Consider the following 25,698-nt stretch of genomic DNA (forward strand, 5'->3'; position numbering starts at 1 on the left):
CCCATGACGCACACTCCCACCGCACAGCCGAAGCTGTTTGACAGGAAGGCATTGGCAGCAAATCGAGCCCGGCGGCAGCTAGGGGCCCTGTTCCTGCACGAAATGGCCAGGAACGAGATCGAGGATCGGCTCGACATGGTTAACAGAGTCTTTACGGCTCCCGCCATAGTGACTCCTTTTGCGGAGCTTTGGGAGGACGATCGGCCCGGCCCCCTGTCCGGCGCGAAGCTGGTCCCCGACGACGATGTGCTGGATCTTGAACCCGGCGCGCATGATGTTGTCATCCATTCCATGGGCTTACACTGGGCCAACGATCCGGTGGGTCAGTTGATCCAATGCCGCCGCGCCCTGAAGGAAGACGGGCTTTTGCTGACCGTTCTTTTGGGCGGGCAGACCCTGCAAGAGCTACGCGTGGCCCTCGCCGGAGCCGAATCAGAGGTTCTGGGCGGCCTGTCACCGCGAATCGCCCCGATGGGCGAGGTGCGCGATCTGGGCGCCCTGTTGCAACGCGCAGGCTTTGCCCTGCCGGTGGCCGATGTGGTGCCGCTGACGGCAGAATACCGGGACCTCAGGCACCTGATGCACGAGCTGCGCGCCATGGGAGAAGGCAACGCGCTGGAAGCCCGCCTGCGCCGCCCCGTCCCGCGTCGCCTGTTCAGCCGCGCCGAAGAGATCTACCGCGACCACTTTGAAACTGACGAAGGCCGCCTGCCCGCCAGTTTCGAGCTGATCTGCCTCACCGGCTGGTCCCCCTCCGAGAGCCAGCAGAAACCCCTGCGCCCCGGATCGGCCCAGATGCGGCTTGCCGATGCCTTGCGGGTGCCGGAAACGAAACTGCCCGACTAGCCCGGACCGGGCGCCTGATAGAAAAACACTCTGGCTACGTAAATGTGATCCGATTGGTCTTTGCCTGCGTATGCCCTTATTGTTCCACCGCACCAAAAGATGCCAACCGCACAGGACACCGAAATGCTGGATTCGACCTCGACCGCCAAATGCCCCGTCCACGCCTCTGCCGACCACCCCAAGGTGATGCCGCAGAAGGTGGGGATCCTGCTGGCGAACCTCGGCACGCCGGACGATTACAGCTACTGGCCCATGCGCCGCTACCTAAGCGAGTTCCTGTCGGACAAGCGGGTGATCGACTACCCCGCCTGGAAGTGGCAGCCGCTGCTGCAGCTCATCATCCTGACAAAACGCCCGTTCAGCTCGGGCGAGGCGTATAAATCCATCTGGAACCATGACAAGGGCGAAAGCCCGCTGATGACCATCACCAAGGAGCAGACCGCCAAGATGGCATCGGTGATGGCGGACCGTTACGGCGATCAGGTCATGGTCGATTTCTGCATGCGCTATGGCAACCCCTCCACCAAGTCCAAGGTGCAGGAAATGGTGAAGGCCGGCTGCCAGAAGATCCTGTTCGTGCCGCTTTATCCGCAATATGCAGGCGCAACCTCGGGCACCGCGAATGACCAGTTCTTCCGTGCCCTGATGGAAGAGACCTGGCAACCCGCCGCCCGCACCATCCCCGCCTATTTCGACGAGCCCGCCTATATCGATGCGCTGGCGCGTTCCGTCGAAGAGGCCTATGCCAAGGCCGAAAAACGCCCGGATATCCTGGTGGTTTCCTACCACGGGATGCCGAAACGCTATCTGATGCAGGGCGATCCCTACCACTGCCAGTGCCAGAAAACGACGCGCCTCCTGAAGGAGCGCCTGGGCTGGGCGGACACCGAGATCACGACGACCTTCCAGTCGGTCTTTGGACCCGAGGAGTGGCTGAAACCCTATACCGTCGACCACGTCGCGACGCTCGCCAAGGAAGGCAAGAAGAACATCGCCGTAATCGCCCCAGCCTTTTCTGCCGACTGCATCGAAACGCTGGAAGAGATCAACGAGGAGATCAAGGAAAGCTTCGAAGAGGCTGGCGGCGAAGACTTCCTCTATATCCCCTGCCTGAACGATGATGATGACCACATCGCGGCACTTGCCGGTGTGATCGAACAGAACTTGAAAGGCTGGCTGGACTAACCTCCCCTCCCCGGTCCAAATAGGATCCAAAATCAGGGTTGCCGCCAAAGCGGCGGATCGGGGAGAGTTCATGACCAAAGGACATTGGGCAGCCGCCTTGGCGGCGCATTGGGGGATCGAGGCGGAGCTGACGCGCCTTGATGGGGAATACGATCTGAACTTCCTGGCCCGCACAGCGGATGGGACCGGCTATATCGTCAAGGCGATGCGTCCGGGCTGCGCGGAACAGCTCGTCGATCTGCAGGTGCAGGCGCTTGATCATATCGCAAGCGTTGCACCGGATCTGCCCTGCCCCCGTGTGATCCGCAGCGGCAATGGCGCCGCGATGCTGCCCATTGCCGATGAAAGCGGCGCCGAGCGACTGCTCTGGGTGATCAACGAACTGCCCGGTCGCTGCTATGCCAAGGCCGCGCCCAAAAGCGCTGCCCTGATCCACGAGGTGGGAGAGGTTCTGGGCCGCACGGACAAGGCCCTGGCGGATTTCCAACACAGCGGTCTTGAACGCGATTTCAAATGGAACCTGATGCAGGCGGGCTGGATTGCCGACGATCTGGACTGCATCACCGAACCTGTTCGCCGCGCCCTGCTGGATGAGATCAACGCCAGCTTTTCCGATCTGCACCCAGCCCTATCCGTGCTTCCGATGCAGGCGATCCACAATGATGCCAATGACTACAACATCATCGTCGCCGGAAGCCTGAGTGAACCGCGCCGGGTCTCGGGCCTGATTGACCTTGGCGATATGTGCCGTGCGCCGCGCATCTGCGATCTGGCGATTGCGGCGGCCTATATCGTGCTGGATCACCCCGAACCCGAGGCCGCTTTGGCTGCGCTGGTTTCCGGCTATCACGCCGCCTATCCACTGACCCCGGCAGAGGTCGATATGATCTGGCCGCTCTTGCGGATGCGGCTGGCGGTTTCGGTGGTGAACTCCACCCTTATGGCGGCCGAGAACCCTGACGATCCTTATGTAACCATCTCGCAGGCGCCTGCCTGGCGGTTCCTCGAAGGCCATGACCTGAACGCCAAGCTGGTCAACGCCCGCCTGCGCGCCGCCTGTGGTCTTCCGGTGGTCGACGGCGCCGACCGGGTTCTTGAATGGCTTGATGCCGAACGTGGCAATTTCGCCCCTCTGATGGGCACGGATCTGGCGGATGCCCCCATGGGGTCGCTCTCTGTCGAGAATTCCACCTGGCCGCAAAACCCATTCGACATGCCGCTGGAGGAAGCCGCCCGCGTGGGCGAGGAATACGGCAGCGGCATCTGGTTGGGCTATTACAACGAACCGCGGCTGATCTACACTGCACCTGCCTTCCGCAAGGGGCGCTGGAAGGCCAGCAACCGGCGCACGGTGCATCTGGGGGTCGATGGCTTTGCGCCTGCGGGGGAACCGCTTTATGCGCCATTGGCGGGTGAGGTCTTCATCGTCGAGAACCGCGCGCATCATCTGGATTACGGCGGCACCATCATCCTGCGCCATGAAACCCCGGCGGGGGATGCCTTCTATACCCTTTACGGCCACCTGGATCCGGAGTGCTGCGACCGGCTGAAACCCGGTGACCACGTGGCCAAGGGTGAAGCCTTCTGCCGCCTTGGCGATGCCACCCAGAACGGCGGCTGGGCGCCGCATGTGCATTTCCAGCTGGCGATGACCACCGATGGGATCGAGGCCGACTGGCCCGGTGTGGGGGATCCAGATGAAATGTACCTCTGGCACGCGATCTGCCCCAACCCGGCAGCGCTGATGAACCTGCCCGACGGCAAGACCTGCTATCAGCCAACAGATAAAGCGGAAGTCCTGAAAGGGCGCCGCGCGCATTTTGGCGGCAACCTCAGCCTCACCTATTCCGATCCGGTGATGCTGCTGCGCGGCTGGAAGCATCATCTATTCGACGAATGGGGCAGGCCGTACCTTGATGCCTATAACAACGTGCCCCACGTCGGCCACGCCCATCCGCGCATTCAGGCGGTGGCGGCGGATCAGCTGAAGCGGATGAACTCCAACACCCGCTACCTGCACCCCGCGCAGGTCGCCTTTGCCGAAAAGATCCTGTCGAAACTGCCCGCGCCCTTCGAGGTCTGCTTCTTCGTCAACTCCGGCACCGAGGCGAACGAGCTGGCCCTGCGGCTGGCGCGCGCCCATAGCGGCGCCAAGGGGATGGTGACGCCGGATCATGGCTATCACGGCAATACCACCGGCGCGGTTGATATCTCGGCCTATAAGTTCAACGCGCCGGGCGGCGTCGGCCCGTCAGACTGGGTGGAGCTGGTCGAGGTCGCCGACGACTATCGCGGCAGCTTCAAACGCGACGACCCGGATCGCGCGCAGAAGTTCGCGGATCTGGTGGACCCGGCGATCAAGCGCCTGCAGGACAAGGGCCACGGGCTGGCCGGGTTCATCGCCGAAACCTTCCCCTCGGTCGGCGGTCAGATCATCCCGCCCAAGGGATACCTGCCAGCGGTCTATGAAAAGATCCGCGCCGCCGGTGGCGTCTGCATTGCCGATGAGGTGCAGACCGGTCTGGGGCGCCTTGGCGATTATTACTTCGGCTTTGAACACCAGGGGGCGTTGCCCGATATCGTGGTCATGGGCAAACCCATTGGCAACGGGCACCCCCTGGGCGTGCTGGTCACCAGTCGCGCCATTGCGGACAGCTTTGCCAAGGGGCCCGAGTTCTTCTCCACCTTCGGCGGCTCCACCCTGTCCTGCCGCATCGGCAAGGAGGTGCTGGATATCGTCGATGACGAAGCACTGCAGCAGAACGCCAAGCTGATGGGCGAGCGCCTGCTGGCCGGTCTGAAAGCACTGGAAGAAAAACATCCCTGCGTCGGGGATGTGCGCGGCATGGGGCTGTTCCTGGGGGTCGAGCTGATCGAGGCAGATGGCAGTGAAGCCAGCGCGATCTGTTCCTACGTCAAGAATCGGATGCGCGATCAGCGGATCCTGATCGGCAGCGAAGGCCCAAAGGACAACATCCTGAAGATCCGCCCGCCTCTGACCATCGACGCCGAGGACGTGGAGATGCTTCTTCACAGCCTGGACCTGATTCTGGACGAGGTTGCGCTGTCCTAAAGGGATCTGCGCCGGGTAGGGGACAAATAAAAAAGGCGGTGGAAACCCACCGCCTTTTTAAATCTTGTAAGAAGCAATTAGTTGCTTGCGACAGCTGCGCCAACCAGAAGCAGCAGCAGCAGCGGCAGCAGGACGCCGGAAGACGAGCTTTCGGCCTGCTCAACGATCACCGGTGCTTCGATGACGGGCTCTGCCAGGTTGCCGGCAGAAGCAGTGGAAGCAGCAGCGGTCAGAGCAGCAGCGATAACGAGTTTTTTCATGTTAACCTCCAGAATTCGCGCCAAGCATACCTATGCCCAACGCACCCAAGACATATCTCGTATTTTTTTCTAAACAGCTAACCTCTGGGAATGCAAATGCTTGTTTCCACAGGACGCCGCGCAGGTGCAGAAATGTCGTCAAATAAGCAACACTTGGGTGCCCACCTTGGTCATTTCGAACAGTTGAGCGATGTGCTCGTTGTAAAGACCGATGCAGCCATTGGACGACTTGCGGCCAATCTTGCGCGTATCGTGGGTGCCGTGAATGCGGTAAAACTTCCAGCTCAGGTACAAGGCATGTGAGCCCAGCGGGTTGTCCGGGCCGGGCGGGATGTACTTGGGCCATTCGGGATTTCGCTTGAGCATGTTCGGCGTTGGCGCCCAGCTGGGGCCATCGACCTTGCGAATGACCTGGGTACGGCCGCGGCGGGTCAGATCGTCGGACAGGGGTACGGAGGAGGGAAACAGCCGATAGACCGATTCATCTTCGGACCAATAGTGCAAAGCGCGGCTGTCGATATCGACGAGAATCGCCCCCTTGCGCAGATTGTCGAAATAGGGCCGCCAGTCCTTGGCCCGGAAAGAAGAGATATTGCGCTTGACCGGGGGTTCGGGCTCTGGCGGCGGGCGCAGGGGATCATAGGCAACCTCCTGATCTTCCGCCTTCTCCTCTGCCAGGGCCGGAGACGACAGCAGCGCGGCCGAACCGGCCAGAAATGCGCGCCGGGATGGGTTATCAAACAGATGACTCATGGAATTCTATCCTGCACAGAACATCAAAACTTGCGCCATAATATGGCTGGAAAGCCTCAGTCGCAAATCAAACCAGCGGATCGGGGCACCGAATGCCGCGCTCAGGTTTGCACCCATGCCACAGGAGCGCTAAGTGACATGGCACTGTGACTTTGAGCGAGAAGCATGATGACGCGCGTATTTCTGATCCTGGCCGCTGCCCTAGTGACACTTGCCGCCGCCTGTACTCCGGTCCCGCAAAGCGGAGAAGGCGGAAGTGGACAGATCTACCGCATCCGCAACGCCGACAAGGTGCAGGTTCGCATGCTCGATTCGATCAATGCCCTGCGGCAGGCCGCCTCTGCCGCGCCGGTCCAGTTGAACGCCCAGTTGAACGCCGCCGCCGCGACACATTCCCGCGACATGTCCGTGCAGAATCGCCCCTGGCATTTCGGGTCGGATGGATCCTCGCCCCTGGACCGGGTGGCGCGCACGGGATATCCCGGCACGCTTCTGGGAGAGGCGATTTCAGAAACCTATGAGAACGAGCTGCAGACCCTGACCGCCTGGATGGAAGACCGTGGCACACGGGCGGTGATTCTGGATCCCAAGGCCACCAACATGGGCTTTTCCTGGTTCCAGGAGTCCAATGGCAAGCTGTGGTGGACGCTGGTGATGGGCAACTGACAGGCCTTCACCCAGACCCCCTACCCCAAGGCCATGCCGAATAGGCGTCAGGGCCGCAAGGAAATCAGCGTGCCGGTCTGCACCATGGCATAGACCTCTTCGATCTCGTGATTCTTCACCGCGATGCATCCCGCGGTCCAGTCCCTTACCCGTTCGGCCCGCTTGCGGTCCTTGCGGTCGTTTGGCTCTCCGTGAATGAAGATCTCGCCGCCCGGCTTTTTCCCCAGTGACTGGGCATGGGCCATATCGGCCCTGTTCGGATAAGATATGCCCACCGACAGATGGAAACTGCTGTTGGGATTGCGGCGGTCGATCAGGTAGGTGCCTTCGGGCGTTTTACCGTCGCCCTCGATCTGCTTTGGGCCTTCCGGGGCAAAACCCAGATCCACCTCATATTCGCGCAGCACCTCTTCATTGTTCAGAAGGTACATCCTGCGCGCGCCCTTGTTGACCACGATCGAGGTCACTTCCGGCCCATTATAGGTTTTGAACTTGCTGTCGGTCTGACTGCATCCCGCCAAAGCGAAGGTAGATGCCGCCCCAAGGCCAAATTGACGCCTGTCCATGTCCGATTCCGCTCTTATGCCTGCCTGCGTCGAAAATAACCCGATTCACGGCCTTGGCAAAATCACTTATTTGCATGCCGGTCTGCGGAGGTTTCCGTCAGCCGCCGTTCGATCGCCTCCAACCGGGACAGCACCTCGTCCCGATAGGCGTCGGTGCGCACGTTGTCTTCTTCCGCATGGGCATCCTGCATCGAGTTGACAATGAGACCGACCAGAAGGTTCACCACCGCAAAGGTGGTAACCATGATGAAGGGCACGAAGAAGGCCCAGGCGTAGGGGTAGACCTCCATCACCGGGCGCACGATCCCCATCGACCAGCTTTCCAGCGTCATGATCTGGAACAGGGAATAGGCGCTTTGGCCAAGGTTGCCGAACCATTCCGGGAAGCTGTCTCCGAACAGTTTCGTCGCCATCACCGCGCCGATGTAGAAGATAATCGCCATCAGAAGGAAGACCGACCCCATCCCCGGCAGGGCGGTGATAAAGCCTTCGACCACCCGGCGCAGGCGCGGCGCGACCGAAATCACCCGCAAGACCCGCAGGATCCTGAGCGCCCGCAAGACAGAGACACCCTGCGCCGACGGGATCAGCGCAATGCCGACGATCACGAAATCAAAGATGTTCCAGCCGCTGAGGAAAAACCGATGCCGCGCCACGATCAGCTTGGCCAGGATCTCGGCCACAAAGATCGACAGGCAGATCTTGTCGATCAGCAGAATCAGCGCACCCACCCGCTCCATGATCGCCGGAGAGGTCTCCATGCCCAGCGTCACGGCATTGATCAGGATGACCGCCGTGATGAACCGGCTGAAACGAGCGCTGTCGAGGATCTTGCGAAGGGTATCCATTGCGGTGGTCACTCCACGTGCATTTGCTATTCAGGAATTGAGGGTGAAGCTGGCGGCCAGCTCCGTATGGGCGGACCAGCGGAACTGATCCACAACCTGCACCCAGTTCAGCCGATATCCGGCCTCCACCAGCGCCTTGGCATCGCGCGCAAAGGTCACCGGATTGCAGGACACATAGGCGATCACCGGCGTTCTGGCCTTGGCCAGTTCTGCCACCTGCGCCTCACCGCCCGCGCGGGGCGGGTCGATCACCGCGGCCTCGAAATGGGCTCCAAAGGGGTTGAGATCTTCCGGCAATAGCGGGTTTCGGAACAGATCCCGCACCTCGCTGGTGACCTTCTTCAGCCCCTGCGCCCGTCGCCAGCCCGCATCCAGTGCCGCGATCATCTCGCGCTCGCCCTCGACCGCATGCACCTCGGCCTCCTTGGCAAGCGGCAGCGAAAAGGTGCCACAGCCTGCAAAAAGATCGACGATGCGTTTGGCCCCCTTGGTGATTTCCTGCACAGCCGCCAACAGGGCTGCCTCGCCATCCCTGGTCGCCTGTAGAAACGATCCCGGCGGCGGGCAGACGCGCGCCATGCCAAAGGCCTGCACCGGGGGCTGTTCCATCGCGACCTGTTCGTCTTCCCAGGTGAGGCGCGCAACGCCGTTCTGCCCGGCAATGCGCGCCAGCTCCACCCGCAGGGGGCCATCCAGCGGCTTGCCATCGCGCACCATCACATCAAGACCCACCTCGGAGGTGGTCAGCGTCACCGACAGGGGCGTCTTGCGGCTGGCCCCGGCAAGGGCAAGCTCCTCGGCCAGGGGGATCGCGCGGATCAGCGCAGGATCCAGCAGGTGACAGTCGGGGATCGGGGTGATCACGTCGGATGCGCGGCCATGAAAGCCCGCCATCGCGCCCTTCTTGGTGCGGCGCACGGTCAGGGTGGCGCGGCGGCGGCTCTGGGCAGGCGAGGTATGGATGGGGCGGAAGTCGGCCTCCAGCCCCTGCGCCTTCAGCGCGTTTCGAACCACCTCGACCTTCCAACCCGCGACGAAGCCATCGCTTGCGTGCTGCAACTGGCAGCCACCGCAGGATTTGTAGTGGCGGCAGGGCGCCTGCACGCGCGCCTCGGACGGGGTTTCGATACGGATGTCGGTCAGCTGGCTGCCGCTGGCAACACCGCTGATGACCTCACCCGGCAGGGTGCGGGGGGCAAAAAGCGGGCCTTCGGCGACCCCGTCCCCCTGCGCACCAAGGCGCAGGATCGTAGCTGTGGTTCTGGCTGCGTCTGTCATGGGGCCTAGATAGACTGCGCCTGCCCTTTGCAAAAGGGACAAACCACGCGAAACTTTCGCAGGGCCGCACTATTCCGCAGCCTGCGTGGCCTCATCGTCATCGGTGCCGATAAAGCCACCGGACTGGCGCGCCCAGAACTGCGCGTAACGCCCGCCCAGCGCCAGAAGCTCCTCATGGCTGCCGGTCTCGACCATCTCGCCCTGTTCCATGACGATGATCCGGTCCATCTCGCTGAGGGTGGACAGGCGGTGCGCGATGGCCAGCACCGTCTTGCCGTCCATCACCCGTTCCAGCGCGGTCTGGATCGCAGCTTCGACCTCGGAATCCAGCGCCGATGTCGCCTCGTCCAGCACCAGGATCGGCGCGTCTTTCAGAATGGCGCGGGCCAGGGCAATCCGCTGGCGCTGCCCGCCCGAGAGCTTCACGCCCCGCTCGCCCAGATGCGCGTCATAGCCCGAGCGCCCCTGCCCATCGGCCAGATCCTGGATGAACTCATGCGCCTCGGCCTTTTTCGCGGCGGCGATCAGCTCTGCCTCGCTGGCATCCGGGCGTCCATAGAGGATGTTTTCGCGGGCCGAGCGGTTGAACATCGCCGTTTCCTGCGTGACCATGCCGATCTGACGGCGCAAGGAGTCCTGCGTGACATGGGCCACGTCCTGCCCGTCGATCAGCACGCGGCCGCCTTCGGGGTCGTAAAGGCGCAGAAGCAGCGACACCAGCGTGGATTTCCCCGCTCCCGATGCGCCGACGATGCCCAGTTTCTCACCGGGGTGGATGGTCAGGTCGATCCCGCGCACGCCGCCAATGTCACGGCCATAGGAGAAGCTGACATCATCGAATTGCACCTGCCCTTCGCCAACGGTGAGATCGCGGGCCCCCTCCGTATCGGTGATCCGGTCGAACCGCGCCAGCGTCTTGATGCCGTTTTCGACCTCGCCCACGTTGGCGTAGATCCCCATCAGGGCAAAGCTGAGCCAGCCGGTCATCTGCGCCAGGCGAATGGCGATGGTGCCCGCGGCGACGATATCACCCTCGGTGGCCTGCCCCGCCTGCCACAGCATCAACGAGGCGCCGATCATCATCACCGGCAGCACCCCGGCGCAGCCCATCAGGAAGAACCGGAAGCTGGCCGACAGGGTGCCCAGATGCAGCCGCGCCTCGCGGTAGTTCGCCATGGCGCCCTTGGCGCTTTCCTCCTCGTTGTCGGCATGGGCAAACAGTTTCACCGTCTTGATATTGGTGATGGTGTCGACCACCTGCCCCGAGACCATCGCCCGCGCGCCCGCCATCTTGCCCGAGCGTTTGCGGACACGCGGCAGAAAGTAGCGGATCAGCGCGAAATACCCGATGAGCCAGAGTGCAAACAGCAGGGTGATCCGCCAGTCGATCGACCCCAGCAGGACAAAGGTAGAGGCAAGGGCCGCCAGGCCGAAGATCACCACGTTGATGCCTTCGACCGCGACATTGGTCATGGCATTGGCGGTCTGCATCTGCTTCTGGGCAATGCGGCCTGCAAAATCATCGTCGAAATAGCTGACCGATTGCCCCAGCACCCAGGTGTTGAGCCGCGACAGGATCAAGGGAGAGATGAAGGGCTGCACCAGCACCGCATTGGCAAAGGCACCCAGCCCAAGGATCGCCGGGCGGAACAGCAGGAAGAAGGCGACAAAGGCGATGACCACCGGCATGTGCTGGGTGAAGAACGCTGCCGGTCCCGCCTCTACCGCTGTATCGATGATATAGCCCAGCAGGAAGGCGTTGAGCGTATCCATGCCCCCCGCCAGCACCGACAGGATCACGAAAACTCCCAGCACCGGCCAGGCCCCCGCCAGCGCCCAGCGCGTGAACCCCATCAGCGTGGAGGGCGGCGGGCCAGAGGCCGGGCGGAAGGGATCAAGCCGCCGGTCGAGAAAGGATTTCAGCATTGCTCTGTCGCCTCTGCATTGAGGAACCCGCCCGATTGGCGCGCCCAGAACTGAGCATATAGGCCGCCCTTTTGCAAAAGCGCGTCATGGCTGCCTTCTTCGACGATGTGACCCTGATCCAGCACCAGAATGCGGTCCATCTGGGCGATGGTGGACAGCCGGTGGGCAATGGCGATCACGGTCTTCCCTTCCATCATCCCATACAGGGTTTCCTGGATGGCGGCCTCCACTTCGGAATCCAGCGCCGATGTCGCCTCGTCCAGCAGAAGGATCGGTGCGTCCTTCAGGATCACCCGCGCCAGGGTGATCCGCTGCCGCTGGCCACCCGAGAGTTTCACGCCACGTTCCCCCACATGGGCATCATAGCCCCTGCGGCCCTGCGGATCCTCAAGATCGAGGATGAACTCATGCGCCTGAGCCTGACGGGCGGCGGCGATCATCTCGTCCTCGCTGGCATCCGGGCGCCCATAGAGAAGGTTATCCCGCACCGAACGATGTAAGAGCGCGCTGTCCTGCTGCACCATGCCGATATGGCTGCGCACACTATCCTGCGTCACTGCGGCAATGTCCTGACCGTCGATCAGGATCTGCCCCTTGTCCGGGTCATAGAACCGCAGCAAGAGCTTCACCAAGGTCGATTTGCCCGCGCCGGACCGTCCGATCAGGCCAATCTTTTCGCCGGGGTGGATGGTCAGGTTGATGGCCTCCAGCCCGCCCGCCTCGCGCCCGTAGTGATGCGACAGATCATTCAGCTCGATCTCGCCCTTGGTCAGTTGCAAGGGCGCTGCATCCGGGCGGTCCACCAGGGCAATCGGCTGGGCAATGGTGCGCATGCCCTCAGCCACCACGCCAAGCTGACGGAAGAAGGAGGTCAGCGCCCACATGATCCAGCCGGTCATCGCATTGAGCCGCAAGGTCAGCGCCGTGGCCGCCGCCACCGCCCCGACCGAAGCCGAACCCTGCATCCACAACAGGAAGGCCCAGCCGACAACGCCCACGATCAACAGCCCGTTCAGCGTGACCAGAACGCCGTCCATCACGGTGAAGATGCGCATCTCCACCTGGAAGGTGCGGCGTGTTTCCTCGATGGCCTCTTTGGCATAAGACAGCTCACGGCTGTCATGGGCGAACATCTTGACCGAATGGATGTTGGAATAGCTGTCCACCACCCGCCCCGTGACGGTGGAGCGCGCATCCGAGGCGGCCTCGCTCGCCGGGCCGACACGCAGGATCGTCCAGCGCACCAACAGGCCATACAGGACGAACCAGATCGCCAGCGGCAGCATCAGGCGCACATCCGCCGCCATCAGCATGACCCCCGCCCCCACCAGATAGGCCAGCGAAAAGGTGATGGCGTCAAACACCTGGAACACCACTTCGCCCGCCGCCGGAGGCGTCTGCATGATCCGGTTGGCGATACGGCCGGCAAAGTCATTCTCGAACCAGCTGACAGACTGGCGCAGCACATGGCGATGCGCCCGCCAGCGGATCAGCGTGCCGAAATTGGGCAGGATGCTGTTGTTCAGCAGCAGCACGTCCAACAGCTGCAGGACGGGTCTCAGCAACAGGATGAAAAGGGCAACGGTGATCAGCTCGGTTCCGTGATCCTGCCAGACCTGCGCCGGTGATCCCCCCAGAAGATCGACAATCCGGCCCATGTAGTAGATCAGCCCAATCTCGATCGAGGCGACCACAACCGACATCAGGCCAGTCAGCACAAACACGGTTTTGAAGGGCCGCGCATAGTCACGCAGGAACGGCCACAGACGGGTCGGAGGCGCATCCCGTTCAGGATAGTCGCAATAGGGATCAATGAGGTTTTCGAAGAAACGAAACATGGCGGGTGCTCCAATCGCTTGAGCAAATTCAGAATGCAATACATGCGTCAGATGGGTGCCGTACGACCCCTGACAAACGGGCGGTATCGGCGTTAGCTGTACCAGATCCCGTAATACATGAGCATTCCTCCCGGTGCCTTTCGTTCGGGCATAGGGATAGCGGTGCAGATCGGTTTTGTCACCCCTGCAATGTCTCAAAATGTGACTGGGATGCCTTCAGTGTCCCGAAAGAGCCAGAAGCTGGGCGCGATCCAGGACAAACCCCGAGGCGATCCAGGCCACCTTCAGCCGCTTCAATTCGGCGCCCAGCGCAGCACCGCTCAGGCCCGGCATAAGGTCGCCCGCCACCACCGGGAAGCTCTGCGCGGCACCATGCTCTGCCTCTTCCAGCGCCTTTGGCGCCAGGGGCTGCTCCATAAAGGCCGCGCGCAGGATCAACGCATCGCGCCCCTGTTCTGCCCCCAATTGATAGCCCAGTTCTCCTGGCCCCTTGGTGCCGCTTGCCGCCTCGTAAAGACGGTCCAGCCTGCGCGCCTGCTCCTTGCTGAGCCGCAAGGGATCCTGCAGATCCAAACCTGCGCTGATGCTGGCCAAACGCCGGATCGGATCGGATGCCAGCCCAGCCTGCCCTTCCAGATGGAGGAGCGGTGCCAGCGCGCGGTCCTCCGCCCCCGGCAGGATCTGCGCCAAGACCCCCGTCTGCCGCATCACCGCAATCGCGGGTGCCGGGTCAGGCGCGGCAAGGAGTTTCAGCAGTTCCGCCCCCACGCGCTCCCGAGAGAGCCGTTCCAGCCCATCCAGATTGGCCGCAATCGCCGCCAGTGCATCCGGGTCAAAGCCCGCCGCCTGATCGCCATACCAGGCATGAAAGCGGAAATACCGCAGCGAGCGCAGGTAATCCTCGCGGATACGATCTTCGGCTGTGCCAATAAATCGGATGCGCCGCGTCTCAAGATCCGGCATGCCGCCCAGGGGATCGACGATACTACCATCGGGACGGGCATAAAGCGCATTGACGGTGAAATCGCGCCGTGCGGCGTCTTCGGCGATATCGGTCGCAAAGGCCACGACCGCGCGGCGACCATCGGTGGCCACATCCTTGCGGAAGGTGGTGACCTCATGCGGGATGCCGCCTTGGATCAGGGTCACGGTGCCATGATCAATCCCGGTCGGCACCGCGCGGATCCCGGCCTTTTTCGCCAGTTCCAGCACCACTTCGGGCGTTGCATCCGTTGCAATGTCGATGTCCGAAACCGGAGCCCCCAGCAGCGCATTGCGCACACAGCCCCCCACGAAGAATGCCTCTGCCCCCTCGGCCGTCAGAGCGGCACAGACCGCTTGGGTCTCAGGTGCGGTCAGCCAGTCTTCGGTGATCCGCATCACGTCCCCATCCGATCCGCAAACTGGCGCAGCATCCGGGCCGTGGCTCCCCAGATGTAATAGGGGCCAAAGGGCACCGTGTAATAGCGCCTGTGTGTCCCCATCCAGCGGCGGGATTCAACGATGTAGTTCCTCGGATCAAGCACATGGGTGAGGGGCACCGAGAAGACCTCGTCCACCTCGCCCGCCTCGGGGCGGATCTCAAACCCCGAACGCAGGATGGCAACCACAGGTGTTACCTGGAAACTGGTCACCGTTTCATGGGTGGGCAGATGGCCGATCACCTCGGGCAGGTCCTGGGGCAGGCCGATCTCTTCCCAGGCTTCGCGCAGGGCGGCATGAGTCACATCCCGGTCGCCCTCATCCACCTTGCCGCCGGGAAAGGCGATCTGCCCCGGATGGTGCTTCAGGGCAGAGGAGCGTTTCGTCAGGATCACGCGCGGCTCGACTCCCGCCAGCGAGATGGGAACCAGCACCCCCGCAGGACGCAGTTTGCGCCCCGGCGGCAGGGTGAAATCGGGGTTGAGATCGAAGTCCGAAGAGCCATCCCCCGGCCCCACCTCAACGGCACGGCGGAGGCGGTCTGTCAGCTCCTCGGGAGTGTCATACATCTGTGGGCCTGTTCAGTTTTGCAGCACTAGGATGGCGGGTTCTCGGCGTCAAAACCCAGCGTCTTTGGGTCCAGATCGTAATGGGCGCCGCAGAATTGGCAATCCGCCGTGACGCGACCTTCCTCGGTGGTCATCTTTTCCAGATCCTTGGCCGAGTAGATCGACAGGCTGTTGCGCACGCGCTCCTCGGAACAGGTGCAGCCGAATTGCACCTGCTGCGCATCAAAGACCCGCGGGCCTTCCTCGTGGAACAGACGCACCAGCAGATCAGTCGGCGTCACGCTCGGGCCGATCAGCTCCAGATCCTCGACCGTCTCCAAGAGCATGTTGACGCGATTCCAGTTCTCCTGCGTGTCACCAGAAACCAGATCATCGGCGTTCAGGATATCGCCGCGCCCCTGCAGTTCGGCTGCAAAGGGCGATGCCTTGGGCATATGCTGCAGCATCACCCCGCCCGCGCGCCAGTGCTCGGACACGCCCGGCTCGGAAGACTTGCCAAAGCTGAGGCTGAACCGCGTCGGCAACTGTTCGGACTGGGCAAAATAGGCCTCGGCGCAGGCACAAAGCGATCCGCCCGCCAGCGGGGTGATCCCCTGGTAGGGCTGCATGTTCTGGCCCTGGTCGATCATGATGGCAAAATAGCCCTCGCCCACCTGATCAAAGGGCAGACCCGGCGTGAGCCGCGCCGCATCATAGCTGGCGTAGGCGCGGATCTTGGCAGGCTCTCCCTCGGCCTGGGGCGCATAGTAGTCGGTCGCGATCATGCGCACGGCGCCCTTGGACTGCACCTGCAGCGACAGCTTCCACTGCAGCTTGATCGTCTGACCGATCAGCGCGGTCAGCAAGGCCATCTCGGCCACCAGCGCCTCGACCTGGGGCGGGTAGTCGTGCTGCTTCAGAATGCCATCAAGCACACCATCAAGACGCGCCACGCGGCCCCGCATGTCGGAGGCATCAAGCTGGAAGGGCAGGACCGTATCGTCCCACGCGATTTTCGAACCAAGTGTCATGGGGTTTCCTTACACGCCGGAGGTTGGCATATCGAGCCTATATAGGGTTTTCCCATTTGGAGTGAAGGGGGCGCAAGTGATCAGGCGTTTTGGTGAGCCGCCAGAGACCGGGCGGGACTACAGGATCAGGCCGGGGATCTACGCACTGTTGCCGCGGGACGGTAAGTTGCTGTTGACCTGCCAGATGGATCCGGAGCCGGACATCCAACTGCCGGGCGGCGGCATTGATCCGGGCGAGGCCCCCATTCCCGCCCTGCACCGCGAGGTTTTCGAGGAAACCGGCTGGAGCATCGGTCGTCCCCGCAGGCTCGGCGCCTTTCGCCGCTTCGTCTTTATGCCGGAATACGATCTCTGGGCGGAAAAACTGTGCCAGATCTACATGGCCCGCCCCCTGCGTCGGTTGGGCCCCCCGAAAGAACCGGGTCACGAAGCACTGTGGATGACGGGGCAAGAGGCGATGAAACACCTCGGCAACCCCGGTGATCGGCATTTTGCAGCCCGGTTCTGTGGCTGAACACCGATCACGGCACGTCCATCGTAGCGCCCGAAATACGGCAGCCGGTGCCCTCCCGCGCCCGACCTGATCGGCCCCTGGGGCCTCGGGTCGAGGCTTGGGCCCGGCAGCGCGCAAGCGCGCTGCGCGCGTGACAGATTGATCCCTGTGCACAGCAGAGCAACCGCTGCACGCGACGGCGTGCAGCCCGGCCCAACAAGAGCTGGTGATCTGTGATCATCGCGCGATTGGCGGGAGTGCGACCGGGCAGCAGTTGCGGCCGTCCGGATACATCATGGATGTGAGGCGAGTGGCGTGGGATGAATGGATCCTGCGCCTAGGGGCCTTCGTATTCGAACAGGGTCGCGGAGACGTCATCTTCCAGCCCATGCTCCTGCGACAGGATCTGGGTCAGGTTCCAGTAGAGATCGTCCAGGAATTCCTTGCCGCTTTGGCTGCCGTCGCATTTCTTGATCAACTCAAGCAGCCCCTCGGCCTCCAGCATCTCGCCATTCTCCAGGCGTGCCTCGGTGAACCCGTCGGAGTAAAGCAGCAGACGGTCGCCCTTTTCCAGGACCAGCTCTTCCTGCGTATAGCCAATATCGGGCACCAAGCCGACGGGCACACCGCCCTTGCCAATGAATTCCGCGGTGCCGTCCTTGCGCAGGAGCAGCGGGTGCGGATGCCCGGCCTGCACCATCTTCAACACGCCGCTGCGCAGATCGACGATGCAATAGGCCATGGTGAAGTATTCTTCGATACCGGTATCCGCGATCAGACGCGCGTTCAGCAGGCTGGCGACCTCTTCCGGTTGTCGCAGGGCATAAAACCGGTTGAACCGCTTTTCCATGCCGACATTCTGATCGAAATAGGTCGAAGAGAGATACCCGCCAAGACGCGCGGTCATCATTGCCGAGGTGATGCCGTGGCCCGACACATCGATGGAATAAAAGCCGATTCGGTTCACACCCGGGCAGAACATACCCACAAGATCGCCACCGATATGGCCACAGGGTTTGAGCAGCAGGCTGACCGTCGAGGAGCCAAAGCTTTTCGAGAGTTCCGGTACAAGTGATTCCTGGATCTTCCGCGCCTGGATCAGATCCTTGTCGATCGCATCATAGACCCGCTGCAATTCGCCCAGGGTTTCCGAGACGATGCGGTTCTTCTCTGACAGCTCCCGCTGCATGCGCAGGATTCGCTCTCCGGCCGAGATCCGCGCGCGCAGCTCATCCGAACTGACCGGTTTGGTCAGGAAGTCATCGGCGCCCGCATCCAGCCCTTCGGCCACCTCGTTCTTTTCGCTCTTCGAGGTCAGAAGGATAAAATAGCTATAGTTTTCAGTCGATTGCCTGCGGAACTCGCGACAGAACTCGATGCCGTTCATCCCCGGCATCATCCAGTCGCTGAGGATCAGATCGGGCGGATCCTGCAAGCAGATCTCCATAGCCTCTTCGCCGCCCTCAGCCTCTAGGACGTCAAATCCCCACTTCTTCAGGGACGCCACAAGGATTCGACGCTGCAGCCGACTGTCATCGACAACCAGAACACGGTTGATCGAACCGCTCATGGCGTTTTCCTCATGGTCCACTGGACTGTCTGGCAACAACTATCGATACCTCATACACTAGCAACGAATAGGCCCGCAATGGGCGCAGTATCCGGCCAGTTCTTTAACGGCGCGTGAAATCTAAAATTCGATCCACGCAATCTTTCATCCAAAATTTACTGGTTGGACCTTATGAAATACTTACCAAGGAAAAAGAAGCGGGAACTTTTGCCATGATCAACTGGCCGCGCGTCAAGGAGCTTCGCGAGGAAGTCGGCGCAGAAGACTTTGATGAAGTTGTCGAACTGTTCCTGGAAGAGGTGGAAGGCGTGATCAGCAAGCTGCGCACGAACGACCGCAGCGCCCTGGAACAGGATCTGCACTTTCTCAAGGGCAGCGCCATGAACCTCGGCTTTGATGACTTCTCGAGCCTCTGCATGACGGGCGAGCGTCAATCGGCCGAGGGCGCCGCCGCTTCCGTGGATCTGGCGGCCGTCGTCACCTCCTATGAACAGTCCAAGGCAGATTTCCTGTCGAAACTGCCGGCCCTGGCCTGACACCCAGGCCTGCCGACAGACCGGCAACCGTCAGATTAGAAACTGAGCCAGGGTCTCGTCACTGGTGATATCCGTGTAGGTCATGCCTGCCGCATCCAGGCGGGCAAAGAGCGCCGAGAAATTCTCCGGCCGTTTCGTCTCGATCCCGATCAGCACCGAGCCGAAGTTGCGCGCCGATTTCTTCAGATACTCGAACCGGGCGATGTCATCCTCGGGGCCAAGGATATTGAGGAATTCCTTCAGTGCGCCGGGCCGCTGGGGCAGGCGCAGCAGGAAGTATTTCTTGATCCCCGAATAGCGCAGCGCGCGTTCCTTGACCTCTGGCAGGCGCTCGAAATCGAAATTGCCGCCCGAGGTGACGCAAACCACGCTTTTGCCGCGGATCCAGGAGCGCACATCATTGAGCGCCTCCACCGCCAGCGCACCGGCGGGTTCCAGCACGATGCCCTCGACGTTCAGCATCTCGATGATGGTGGAGCAGATCCGGTCCTCTGAAATGGTGATCACATCCGGCAGCGGGATGTGTTTCAACAGATCAAAAGGCTGCGCCCCGATGGTGCCCACCGCCGCGCCATCAACGAAGGTATCGACCTTATCAAGCGCCACCGGATGCCCGGCCGCGATGGCTGCGCGCAGACAGGCGCCGCCGTTGGGCTCGACAAACAGGCAATGCACCGCATCGCCAAAGAAGGTCGCAACGCCCGAGGACATACCACCCCCGCCCACCGGCAGAATCACATGGTCCGGCGTGCCGCCAAACTGCTCCTCGATCTCCACCGCGATGGAGGCCTGACCTTCAATCACATCCGTATCGTCAAAGGGCGACAGGAAATGCCCGCCCTCGCGCGCGCACCACTCCTGCGCGGCGGCCAGCGTATCATCGAAGTAGTCGCCGGTCAGATGCACCTCGATATTGTCACCGCCGAACATGCGGGTTTTCTGGATCTTCTGCTGCGGGGTGGTGACCGGCATGAAGATCACACCGCGTTTGTCCATGTGCTTGCACATGAAGGCGACGCCCTGCGCGTGGTTCCCAGCTGAGGCGCAGACGAACAGCGCCTGATCGGGCTGCTTGCGCATGGCGTTCAAGGCACCGCGGATCTTGTAGGAGCGGACCGGGCTCAGGTCCTCGCGTTTGAGGTAGATATCCGCCTCGAAGCGTTCGGAGAGGTGGACATTGCGCTGCAGGGGTGTTGCGGGAAACACCTCGCGCATGGCCGCCTCGGCGGCGCGGGCGGCATCTTTGAACCGGGTCTGAAAATCGCTCATACCCTTTCAGTGACCCAAGCCCGCCCCCAAGGCAAGGGGCAGGCGCAAAGCATGCAAAAGAATACCGGAAATCAGATCTCACGGCTTTCTACCGCGACGCCGTAGATCGTGGTCAGGATGCTGATACCCGCCATCGTGGCGGCCCATTGCACCACACCAAGCGTCAAAATGCCGATCAACGCACTTACTTGCATCACAATGAACACAGCAGCTGCGCCGCCCACCACCATGAAGATGATCAATAAAATGGCCGCCCACAAAACAGAAACGGAAATAGGGGCGGTCGCATTCCAGGCTGTTTTTGGACCAATTCGTTGGCCCAAGGCCGCCGCTGGCAACATCGGTGACAAACGATAAAAGATCCAAAGGAAGGCAATAAACAGGACAATCATGAGAACGGGCATAAATACCGTGGATGTGCCACCCAGAAGGGCAATCAGGAACCCAAGGCAAAATCCGAGGGAAAATCCGACCACAAAGAGCGCTATGGTTATGAACAGAAAGACAAGAAAATAGCTCACCATCTGCCGCCCGTGGAACGTCGGGACAATCCCTCCCCTCTCCTCAAGAAGCACGAATCTGTGCCAGGCGACAGCAACCCAGAGCCCCGCGATCCCGGTCGCCAGTTGCAGCAGAATATTCGGGGAAGCTTGCGCGTTCGGATTGAGCACGTCGCCCGCTGCAATATCCGCTCCGCCCATCACCATGCTAATGACCATCATCACGATCAGCGGCGAAGAGATGCGCACCGCATCCTTCAGGTTATGGTTCAGCAAGAACACGGAATGTGAAAATATCTTCCAGCCGGTCACGGGGTAATCTCTCCTGTAAATAGTCGTCCCAGCGTTATTGCACGTTTTGCGGGCGGCAAGACAAGGAAAACCCGGCGAACCTTGCCCTTGCCCGCAAAACCCGTTACGCCGCAGACGTTCTGATCAAGAGGAAAACCCATGTCCGCGCCCAAGAAAGTTGTGCTGGCCTACTCTGGCGGCCTTGATACGTCGATCATCCTGAAATGGCTGCAGACCGAATATGGCTGCGAGGTGGTGACCTTTACCGCCGATCTGGGCCAGGGCGAAGAGCTGGAGCCCGCCCGCAAGAAGGCCGAGATGCTGGGCATCAAGCCGGAAAACATCTACATCGAAGACGTGCGCGAAGAGTTCGTGAAGGACTTCGTCTTCCCGATGTTCCGCGCCAATGCTCTGTATGAGGGCGAGTACCTTCTGGGCACCTCGATTGCACGTCCGCTGATCTCGAAACGTCTGGTGGAAATCGCCGCTGAAACCGGCGCGGATGCCGTGGCCCATGGCGCCACCGGCAAGGGTAACGACCAGGTGCGGTTTGAACTGGCCGCCTATGCGCTGAACCCCGATATCAAGGTGATCGCCCCCTGGCGGGAATGGGACCTGACCTCGCGCACGCGCCTGTTGGAGTTTGCCGAGAAGAACCAGATTCCGATCGCCAAGGACAAGCGCGGCGAAGCGCCCTTCTCGGTCGATGCGAACCTTTTGCACACCTCCTCCGAGGGCAAGGTGCTGGAAGATCCCGCCGAACAGGCGCCCGATTACGTCTACCAGCGCACCGTCAGCCCCGAGGATGCGCCGGATACGCCGGAAGTGATCACCATCGGATTCGAGCAGGGCGATGCTGTCTCGATCAACGGCGAGGCGATGAGCCCGGCCACCATCCTGACCGCGCTGAACGAATACGGCCGCAAGCACGGCATCGGCCGCCTCGACTTCGTGGAAAACCGGTTCGTCGGCATGAAGTCCCGCGGCATCTACGAAACCCCCGGCGGCACCATCCTCTTGGCCGCGCACCGCGGCATCGAGCAGATCACCCTCGACAGCGGCGCAGGCCACCTGAAGGATTCGATCATGCCGCGCTATGCCGAGCTGATCTACAACGGCTTCTGGTACAGCCCCGAGCGTGAAATGCTGCAGGCGCTGATCGACAAGAGCCAGGAACATGTCACCGGCACCGTGACCCTGAAGCTTTACAAAGGGTCGGCCTTTGTTGTGGCGCGCGATTCCGAGCATTCGCTTTACTCCGAGGCCCATGTGACCTTTGAAGAGGACGCCGGCGCCTACAACCAGGAAGACGCGGCGGGCTTTATCCAGCTCAACGCCCTGCGCCTGAAGCTGCTGGCCGCGCGTGAGCGCCGCCTGAAGAAGTGAGCGACGACTACGACATAGACGGCGACTTCGAGGATGACTTCGAAGAAGAGCTGGAGATGTTCGTCGAAGCCCAGGACACGGTCTGGTCCGATGTCCTGAGCGAACTTTCCGCGGGTAAAAAGACGAGCCACTGGATGTGGTTCGTCTTCCCGCAACTGGCCGAACTTGGCAAATCCCACATGGCGCAACTGTACGGGATCGAGGATCTGTCCGAGGCCAAGGCCTACCTGGGCCACGAGGTTCTCAGCGCGCGTCTTCTGGAGGTTGCCCGGCTGATGCTGTCGCACGCAGATCAGGACGCCGCCGCGATCCTTGGCAAGGTGGACGCGAAGAAACTGCGCTCCTCCATAACGCTGTTTGCCGCCGTGCCGGATGCGCCGGGGGACTTCAAACAGGTGATCGACACCTTCTATGGCGGCAGCCCCTGCCCGCTCACGATTGAGGCACTCAGCCAGGCCTGAGGCCCCCCTCCCCCTTGGTCATGCTTGCCCGGCGCATCCCCCTTGCTTAACCCGAAGGTCAAGCAAGAGGAGATCCCCCGATGGCCCTTCAAGACATCGCCGCCGGTATCCAGTCCGGCCTGTCCGGCAAAAGCTTTGACGGCTCGCTGAAATTCGACTGCGGCGAGGACGGCGTCATCGTTCTGGCCGATGGCACGGCAACCACCGAAGACAGCGAAACAGACTGCACCCTGCGCCTGTCGCAGGAGAACCTGAAGAAGCTGCTGACCGGCAAGCTGAACCCGATGACCGCCGTGATGATGGGCAAGATCAAGATCACCGGCGACATGGGCGTGGCGATGAAACTGGGCAAGCTGATCGGCTGACCAGCCTGCCACGGTTTTCGGTTCAGATCTTCACTGCCTTCAACTGCTCGTAATAGGGCATCGCCGCCTCCAACACCGGTTGCAGATGATCGGGCACCTCGGGCAGATCGCCCTCGGGGCCAGCAAATCCGGTCGAGGTCCAGACCGCGCCGTACCAGACCGCAGCCCAGACACCGTCGTCCTTGTGGCCCCCCTTGGGCCAGGACAGCATCTTGGGCGAATAGGGCAGATCGATCGCCTCGCACATCTGTTCCAGCTTTTCGCCCGGGTTCTGGCGAATGTCGTAGCTATCGACCACCACCGGCGACTGGCCCCAGCTGCGGCAAAGGTCATAAAGCTCGGCCTGCTGACGGAAGCCGATATCGTCCAGCGTCGGGTTCTCGCGTTTCGCCGCATAAGAGGCGATAACCCGCGCCGGGTGACGGATCAGGAAGACATTGGTCACCTCCCGCATCCAGTCACGCGGCATGCCGGGGATCATGTGCTGGCTCATGTGTTTCTGGTAGTAGACCGGTTTCGCCGCAGGGATGTCGCCCAACAGCATATCGGCCACCGCTGCCGGATCCTGGTTCTGGCTCTCCAGGATCTCCTCGCGCATGGGATGATCGAGGCCCGTCATCTTCAGATAGGCCGCATAGAACGGCTCATCCACCACCGCGCAATCGCCCCGGTTTCCAAAGGCATACATCATCGCCGTCGACAGGTTCCGCGGCCCCGACCACATTGCAATCCGCATCAGGCGCACTCCTTTTCGATCAATGCCTTGTAAAGCGCGCGGATCCGTTTGGTCATCGGACCCATCTCGCCCGTGCCGATCTGGCGCCCGTCAATCATGCCAACCGGAGTCTGCGCCCCGAAGGTGCCGGTCAGAAACGCCTCATCCGCACCATAGGTGTCCACCAGCGAGTAGTTGCGCTCAAACACCGGGATATCATTGGCGCGGCACAGATCGATCACCTTCTGCCGGGTGATGCCGTTCATGCAGTAGTCCCCGGTCGAGGTCCAAACCTCCCCGCCGCGCACGATAAAGAAGTTGCAGGCGTTGGTGGTGTTCACAAAGCCATTCACATCCAGCATCAGCCCCTCGTCCGCGCCTGCCTTTTCGGCGGCGATACAGGCGAGGATGCAGTTCAGTTTCGAATGGGAGTTCAGCTTGGGATCCTGGCTCATCGGCAGACCCCGGATATGCGGCACCGTGGCCAGATTGATCGGACGCGGCAGGTTGGGGCGGGAATGCTCCATGATGATCACCATAGTCGGCCCCTGCTGCGACAGGCTCGGGTGCTGGAAGGGCCGCGTTTTCGGGCCGCGCGTCACCATCAGCCGGGCGTGGGCGTCCGTGGTCATGCCATTGGCCTTTTGCGTGTCCAGCACCGCCTGTTTCACGCCTTTCTTCGTCAGGCCAATGTCCAGATCGATGGCCTTGGCCGCCTCGAACAGACGGTTGAGGTGCTCGTCGATGAAGGCCCAGGTGCCGTTATACAGGCGCAAGCCTTCCCAGACGCCATCGCCCAGCATGAAACCGCTGTCATAGACGCTGACGGTGGCCTCGGCCTTGGGCACGATCTTCCCGTTCAGATAGATGAGGATCTCTTCGTTGCGCTGGTCTTCTTCCGCCTGATGGGTGCTCATTTTTTCAGTCATCGGACCCTCCTTTTGCGGCACGCTAGCCAGATTGGATCCAATTTCCAAGCGGTAACTTGCGCTCACCTGTGCGTGACATTTGATGACAGCCGGTTGAGCAAAAATGAGGCAGCCGTCAGGGTGTTTGCAAAACGGAGGCACCGATGAAGACATTGCATCACATCAAACAGGTTTCCCTGGCCATCCTCATCCTGACGGCGGGCCTGTTGCGCGGCCATGAAGCCCATGCCGCAAGCCCCCAGGTGCTGACCGTTGCGGGCGGCTGCTTCTGGTGCGTCGAAAGCGATTTCGAATCCGTACCCGGCGTGGTCGAGGCGGTCTCGGGCTATGCTGGTGGCAGCACGAAGAACCCCACCTACAAGGAGGTCACCCGCGGCGGCACCGGCCATTACGAGGCGGTCCAGATCCATTTTGACCCCGCCAAAGTCAGCCGCGCGACGCTGCTGGATATGTTCTTCCGCTCGGTCGATCCCACGGATGCAGGCGGGCAGTTCTGTGATCGTGGCGACAGCTATCGCACCGCCGTTTTCGTGAAGGGCGGCGATGAACGGAGCCTCGCGGAACAGGCAAAGGCCAAGGCACAACGTGAGCTGGGACAGGCCGTGGTGACACCGATCCTGGATGCCGGTCCCTTCTACGCGGCCGAAGACTACCATCAGGACTATTACAAGGGTGACAGCCTGGTCTTTACCCGCTTTGGCCCCAAACGGCAGGCCGCAGCCTACAAACGCTACCGCCAGGCCTGCGGACGCGATGCCCGTGTGCGGCAGCTCTGGGGAGATGCAGCCCCCTTTGCCAGCCATCCGTAAGCTGCATCCGCATGCACTCAGGCCGATTGAATAACATGATTTCAACTAAAGTTTTCCAGACAAAACCCCTGTCAAAACGGGGTTTTTACGTGGTTTTCCGCCTCATGCAGAGATTCAATTAACCCGAATTCGGC

The 25,698-nt window shown here is 61.6% G+C and carries 25 protein-coding genes; 10 read left to right on the top strand and 15 right to left on the bottom strand.

Annotated features, from left to right (window positions below; genetic code table 11):
* Window positions 1–3 precede the first annotated feature (3 nt).
* From PXK07_RS13140 to PXK07_RS13150, 3 genes are all read left to right on the top strand, one after another.
* Complete coding sequence (locus PXK07_RS13140; RefSeq protein WP_274848777.1) at window positions 4–846, top strand: SAM-dependent methyltransferase; 843 nt, start codon at window positions 4–6, stop codon at window positions 844–846.
* A gap of 123 nt (window positions 847–969) precedes the next feature.
* Complete coding sequence (gene hemH / locus PXK07_RS13145) at window positions 970–2,031, top strand: ferrochelatase (RefSeq protein ID WP_274848778.1); 1,062 nt, start codon at window positions 970–972, stop codon at window positions 2,029–2,031.
* Between the two features lie 70 nt (window positions 2,032–2,101).
* A complete protein-coding gene (locus PXK07_RS13150; protein WP_274848779.1) occupies window positions 2,102–5,104 on the top strand; it encodes an aminotransferase class III-fold pyridoxal phosphate-dependent enzyme in 3,003 nt (1,000 codons plus the stop codon).
* 77 nt (window positions 5,105–5,181) lie between these two features.
* On the opposite strand, the gene PXK07_RS13155 is transcribed toward PXK07_RS13150, so the two are convergent.
* Both PXK07_RS13155 and PXK07_RS13160 read right to left on the bottom strand, forming a co-directional pair.
* Entirely contained in the window at window positions 5,182–5,364 is a 183-nt protein-coding gene (locus tag PXK07_RS13155) for a hypothetical protein (protein ID WP_274848780.1), read from the bottom strand.
* 138 nt (window positions 5,365–5,502) lie between these two features.
* Entirely contained in the window at window positions 5,503–6,117 is a 615-nt protein-coding gene (locus tag PXK07_RS13160) for a L,D-transpeptidase (protein ID WP_274848781.1), read from the bottom strand.
* A 168-nt stretch (window positions 6,118–6,285) separates the two neighbouring features.
* Here PXK07_RS13160 and PXK07_RS13165 point away from each other — a divergent pair, with 168 nt between their 5' ends.
* A complete protein-coding gene (locus tag PXK07_RS13165) occupies window positions 6,286–6,783 on the top strand; it encodes a CAP domain-containing protein (protein ID WP_274848782.1) in 498 nt (165 codons plus the stop codon).
* A gap of 47 nt (window positions 6,784–6,830) precedes the next feature.
* Here PXK07_RS13165 and PXK07_RS13170 read toward each other — a convergent pair whose 3' ends face one another.
* The 8 genes from PXK07_RS13170 to hslO all read right to left on the bottom strand — a co-directional run bounded on the left by PXK07_RS13170 (window position 6,831) and on the right by hslO (window position 16,240).
* Entirely contained in the window at window positions 6,831–7,349 is a 519-nt protein-coding gene (locus PXK07_RS13170; protein ID WP_274848783.1) for a L,D-transpeptidase family protein, read from the bottom strand.
* A 62-nt stretch (window positions 7,350–7,411) separates the two neighbouring features.
* On the bottom strand, window positions 7,412–8,197 hold the full coding sequence (locus PXK07_RS13175) for an ion transporter (protein WP_274848784.1): 786 nt from the start codon (window positions 8,195–8,197) through the stop codon (window positions 7,412–7,414).
* Window positions 8,198–8,227: 30 nt separating this feature from the next.
* Window positions 8,228–9,475, bottom strand: a complete 1,248-nt coding sequence (locus PXK07_RS13180) for a class I SAM-dependent RNA methyltransferase (protein ID WP_274848785.1) — start codon at window positions 9,473–9,475, stop codon at window positions 8,228–8,230.
* A 69-nt stretch (window positions 9,476–9,544) separates the two neighbouring features.
* Window positions 9,545–11,401 (bottom strand): ABC transporter ATP-binding protein, encoded by a 1,857-nt coding sequence (locus tag PXK07_RS13185; protein ID WP_274848786.1) that lies wholly within the window; start codon window positions 11,399–11,401, stop codon window positions 9,545–9,547.
* Window positions 11,395–13,239 (bottom strand): ABC transporter ATP-binding protein, encoded by a 1,845-nt coding sequence (locus PXK07_RS13190; RefSeq protein ID WP_274848787.1) that lies wholly within the window; start codon window positions 13,237–13,239, stop codon window positions 11,395–11,397. The genes PXK07_RS13185 and PXK07_RS13190 overlap by 7 nt, the downstream gene beginning before the upstream one ends.
* A gap of 216 nt (window positions 13,240–13,455) precedes the next feature.
* Window positions 13,456–14,619: a CCA tRNA nucleotidyltransferase gene (locus PXK07_RS13195; protein WP_274848788.1), complete on the bottom strand. Its 1,164-nt coding sequence runs from the start codon at window positions 14,617–14,619 to the stop codon at window positions 13,456–13,458.
* The gene (locus PXK07_RS13200) at window positions 14,619–15,230 is read right to left on the bottom strand and encodes a CoA pyrophosphatase (protein ID WP_274848789.1); all 612 of its coding nucleotides are present in this window, start codon (window positions 15,228–15,230) and stop codon (window positions 14,619–14,621) included. The genes PXK07_RS13195 and PXK07_RS13200 overlap by 1 nt, the downstream gene beginning before the upstream one ends.
* Before the next feature lie 26 nt (window positions 15,231–15,256).
* Window positions 15,257–16,240, bottom strand: a complete 984-nt coding sequence (hslO, locus tag PXK07_RS13205; protein ID WP_274848791.1) for an Hsp33 family molecular chaperone HslO — start codon at window positions 16,238–16,240, stop codon at window positions 15,257–15,259.
* A 76-nt stretch (window positions 16,241–16,316) separates the two neighbouring features.
* Between hslO and PXK07_RS13210 the strand changes: the two genes are divergently transcribed.
* Window positions 16,317–16,754, top strand: coding sequence for an NUDIX hydrolase (locus PXK07_RS13210; RefSeq protein WP_274848792.1), 438 nt, complete (start codon window positions 16,317–16,319; stop codon window positions 16,752–16,754).
* Window positions 16,755–17,070: 316 nt separating this feature from the next.
* On the opposite strand, the gene PXK07_RS13215 is transcribed toward PXK07_RS13210, so the two are convergent.
* On the bottom strand, window positions 17,071–18,303 hold the full coding sequence (locus PXK07_RS13215; RefSeq protein ID WP_446728385.1) for a PP2C family protein-serine/threonine phosphatase: 1,233 nt from the start codon (window positions 18,301–18,303) through the stop codon (window positions 17,071–17,073).
* A 212-nt stretch (window positions 18,304–18,515) separates the two neighbouring features.
* On the opposite strand from PXK07_RS13215, the gene PXK07_RS13220 reads away from it, so the two are divergent.
* Window positions 18,516–18,839 carry an Hpt domain-containing protein gene (locus PXK07_RS13220; protein WP_274848794.1) on the top strand — a complete coding sequence of 108 codons (324 nt, stop codon included), beginning with the start codon at window positions 18,516–18,518 and terminating at the stop codon, window positions 18,837–18,839.
* A gap of 30 nt (window positions 18,840–18,869) precedes the next feature.
* On the opposite strand, the gene ilvA is transcribed toward PXK07_RS13220, so the two are convergent.
* Window positions 18,870–20,108 (bottom strand): threonine ammonia-lyase IlvA, encoded by a 1,239-nt coding sequence (gene ilvA, locus PXK07_RS13225; protein WP_274848795.1) that lies wholly within the window; start codon window positions 20,106–20,108, stop codon window positions 18,870–18,872.
* Between the two features lie 71 nt (window positions 20,109–20,179).
* A complete protein-coding gene (locus tag PXK07_RS13230) occupies window positions 20,180–20,920 on the bottom strand; it encodes a hypothetical protein (RefSeq protein WP_274848796.1) in 741 nt (246 codons plus the stop codon).
* 138 nt (window positions 20,921–21,058) lie between these two features.
* On the opposite strand from PXK07_RS13230, the gene PXK07_RS13235 reads away from it, so the two are divergent.
* From PXK07_RS13235 to PXK07_RS13245, 3 genes are all read left to right on the top strand, one after another.
* A complete protein-coding gene (locus tag PXK07_RS13235) occupies window positions 21,059–22,285 on the top strand; it encodes an argininosuccinate synthase (RefSeq protein ID WP_192964801.1) in 1,227 nt (408 codons plus the stop codon).
* Entirely contained in the window at window positions 22,282–22,746 is a 465-nt protein-coding gene (locus PXK07_RS13240; RefSeq protein WP_274848797.1) for a DUF1810 domain-containing protein, read from the top strand. Before PXK07_RS13235 ends, PXK07_RS13240 begins: the two co-directional genes overlap by 4 nt.
* Before the next feature lie 80 nt (window positions 22,747–22,826).
* Complete coding sequence (locus tag PXK07_RS13245; RefSeq protein WP_274848798.1) at window positions 22,827–23,111, top strand: SCP2 sterol-binding domain-containing protein; 285 nt, start codon at window positions 22,827–22,829, stop codon at window positions 23,109–23,111.
* Between the two features lie 22 nt (window positions 23,112–23,133).
* On the opposite strand, the gene PXK07_RS13250 is transcribed toward PXK07_RS13245, so the two are convergent.
* Together PXK07_RS13250 and PXK07_RS13255 are read right to left on the bottom strand one after the other, a co-directional pair.
* Window positions 23,134–23,847, bottom strand: coding sequence for a sulfotransferase-like domain-containing protein (locus tag PXK07_RS13250; RefSeq protein WP_274848799.1), 714 nt, complete (start codon window positions 23,845–23,847; stop codon window positions 23,134–23,136).
* A complete protein-coding gene (locus PXK07_RS13255; protein WP_274848800.1) occupies window positions 23,847–24,755 on the bottom strand; it encodes a D-amino acid aminotransferase in 909 nt (302 codons plus the stop codon). Before PXK07_RS13255 ends, PXK07_RS13250 begins: the two co-directional genes overlap by 1 nt.
* A 143-nt stretch (window positions 24,756–24,898) precedes the next feature.
* Here PXK07_RS13255 and msrA point away from each other — a divergent pair, with 143 nt between their 5' ends.
* Window positions 24,899–25,564, top strand: coding sequence for a peptide-methionine (S)-S-oxide reductase MsrA (msrA, locus tag PXK07_RS13260; protein WP_274848801.1), 666 nt, complete (start codon window positions 24,899–24,901; stop codon window positions 25,562–25,564).
* Window positions 25,565–25,698: the final 134 nt, after the last annotated feature.

Origin of the sequence: Phaeobacter sp. QD34_24 (genome assembly GCF_028890115.1) — a bacterium.
In the GTDB taxonomy this organism is placed as follows: Bacteria; Pseudomonadota; Alphaproteobacteria; order Rhodobacterales; family Rhodobacteraceae; genus Phycobacter.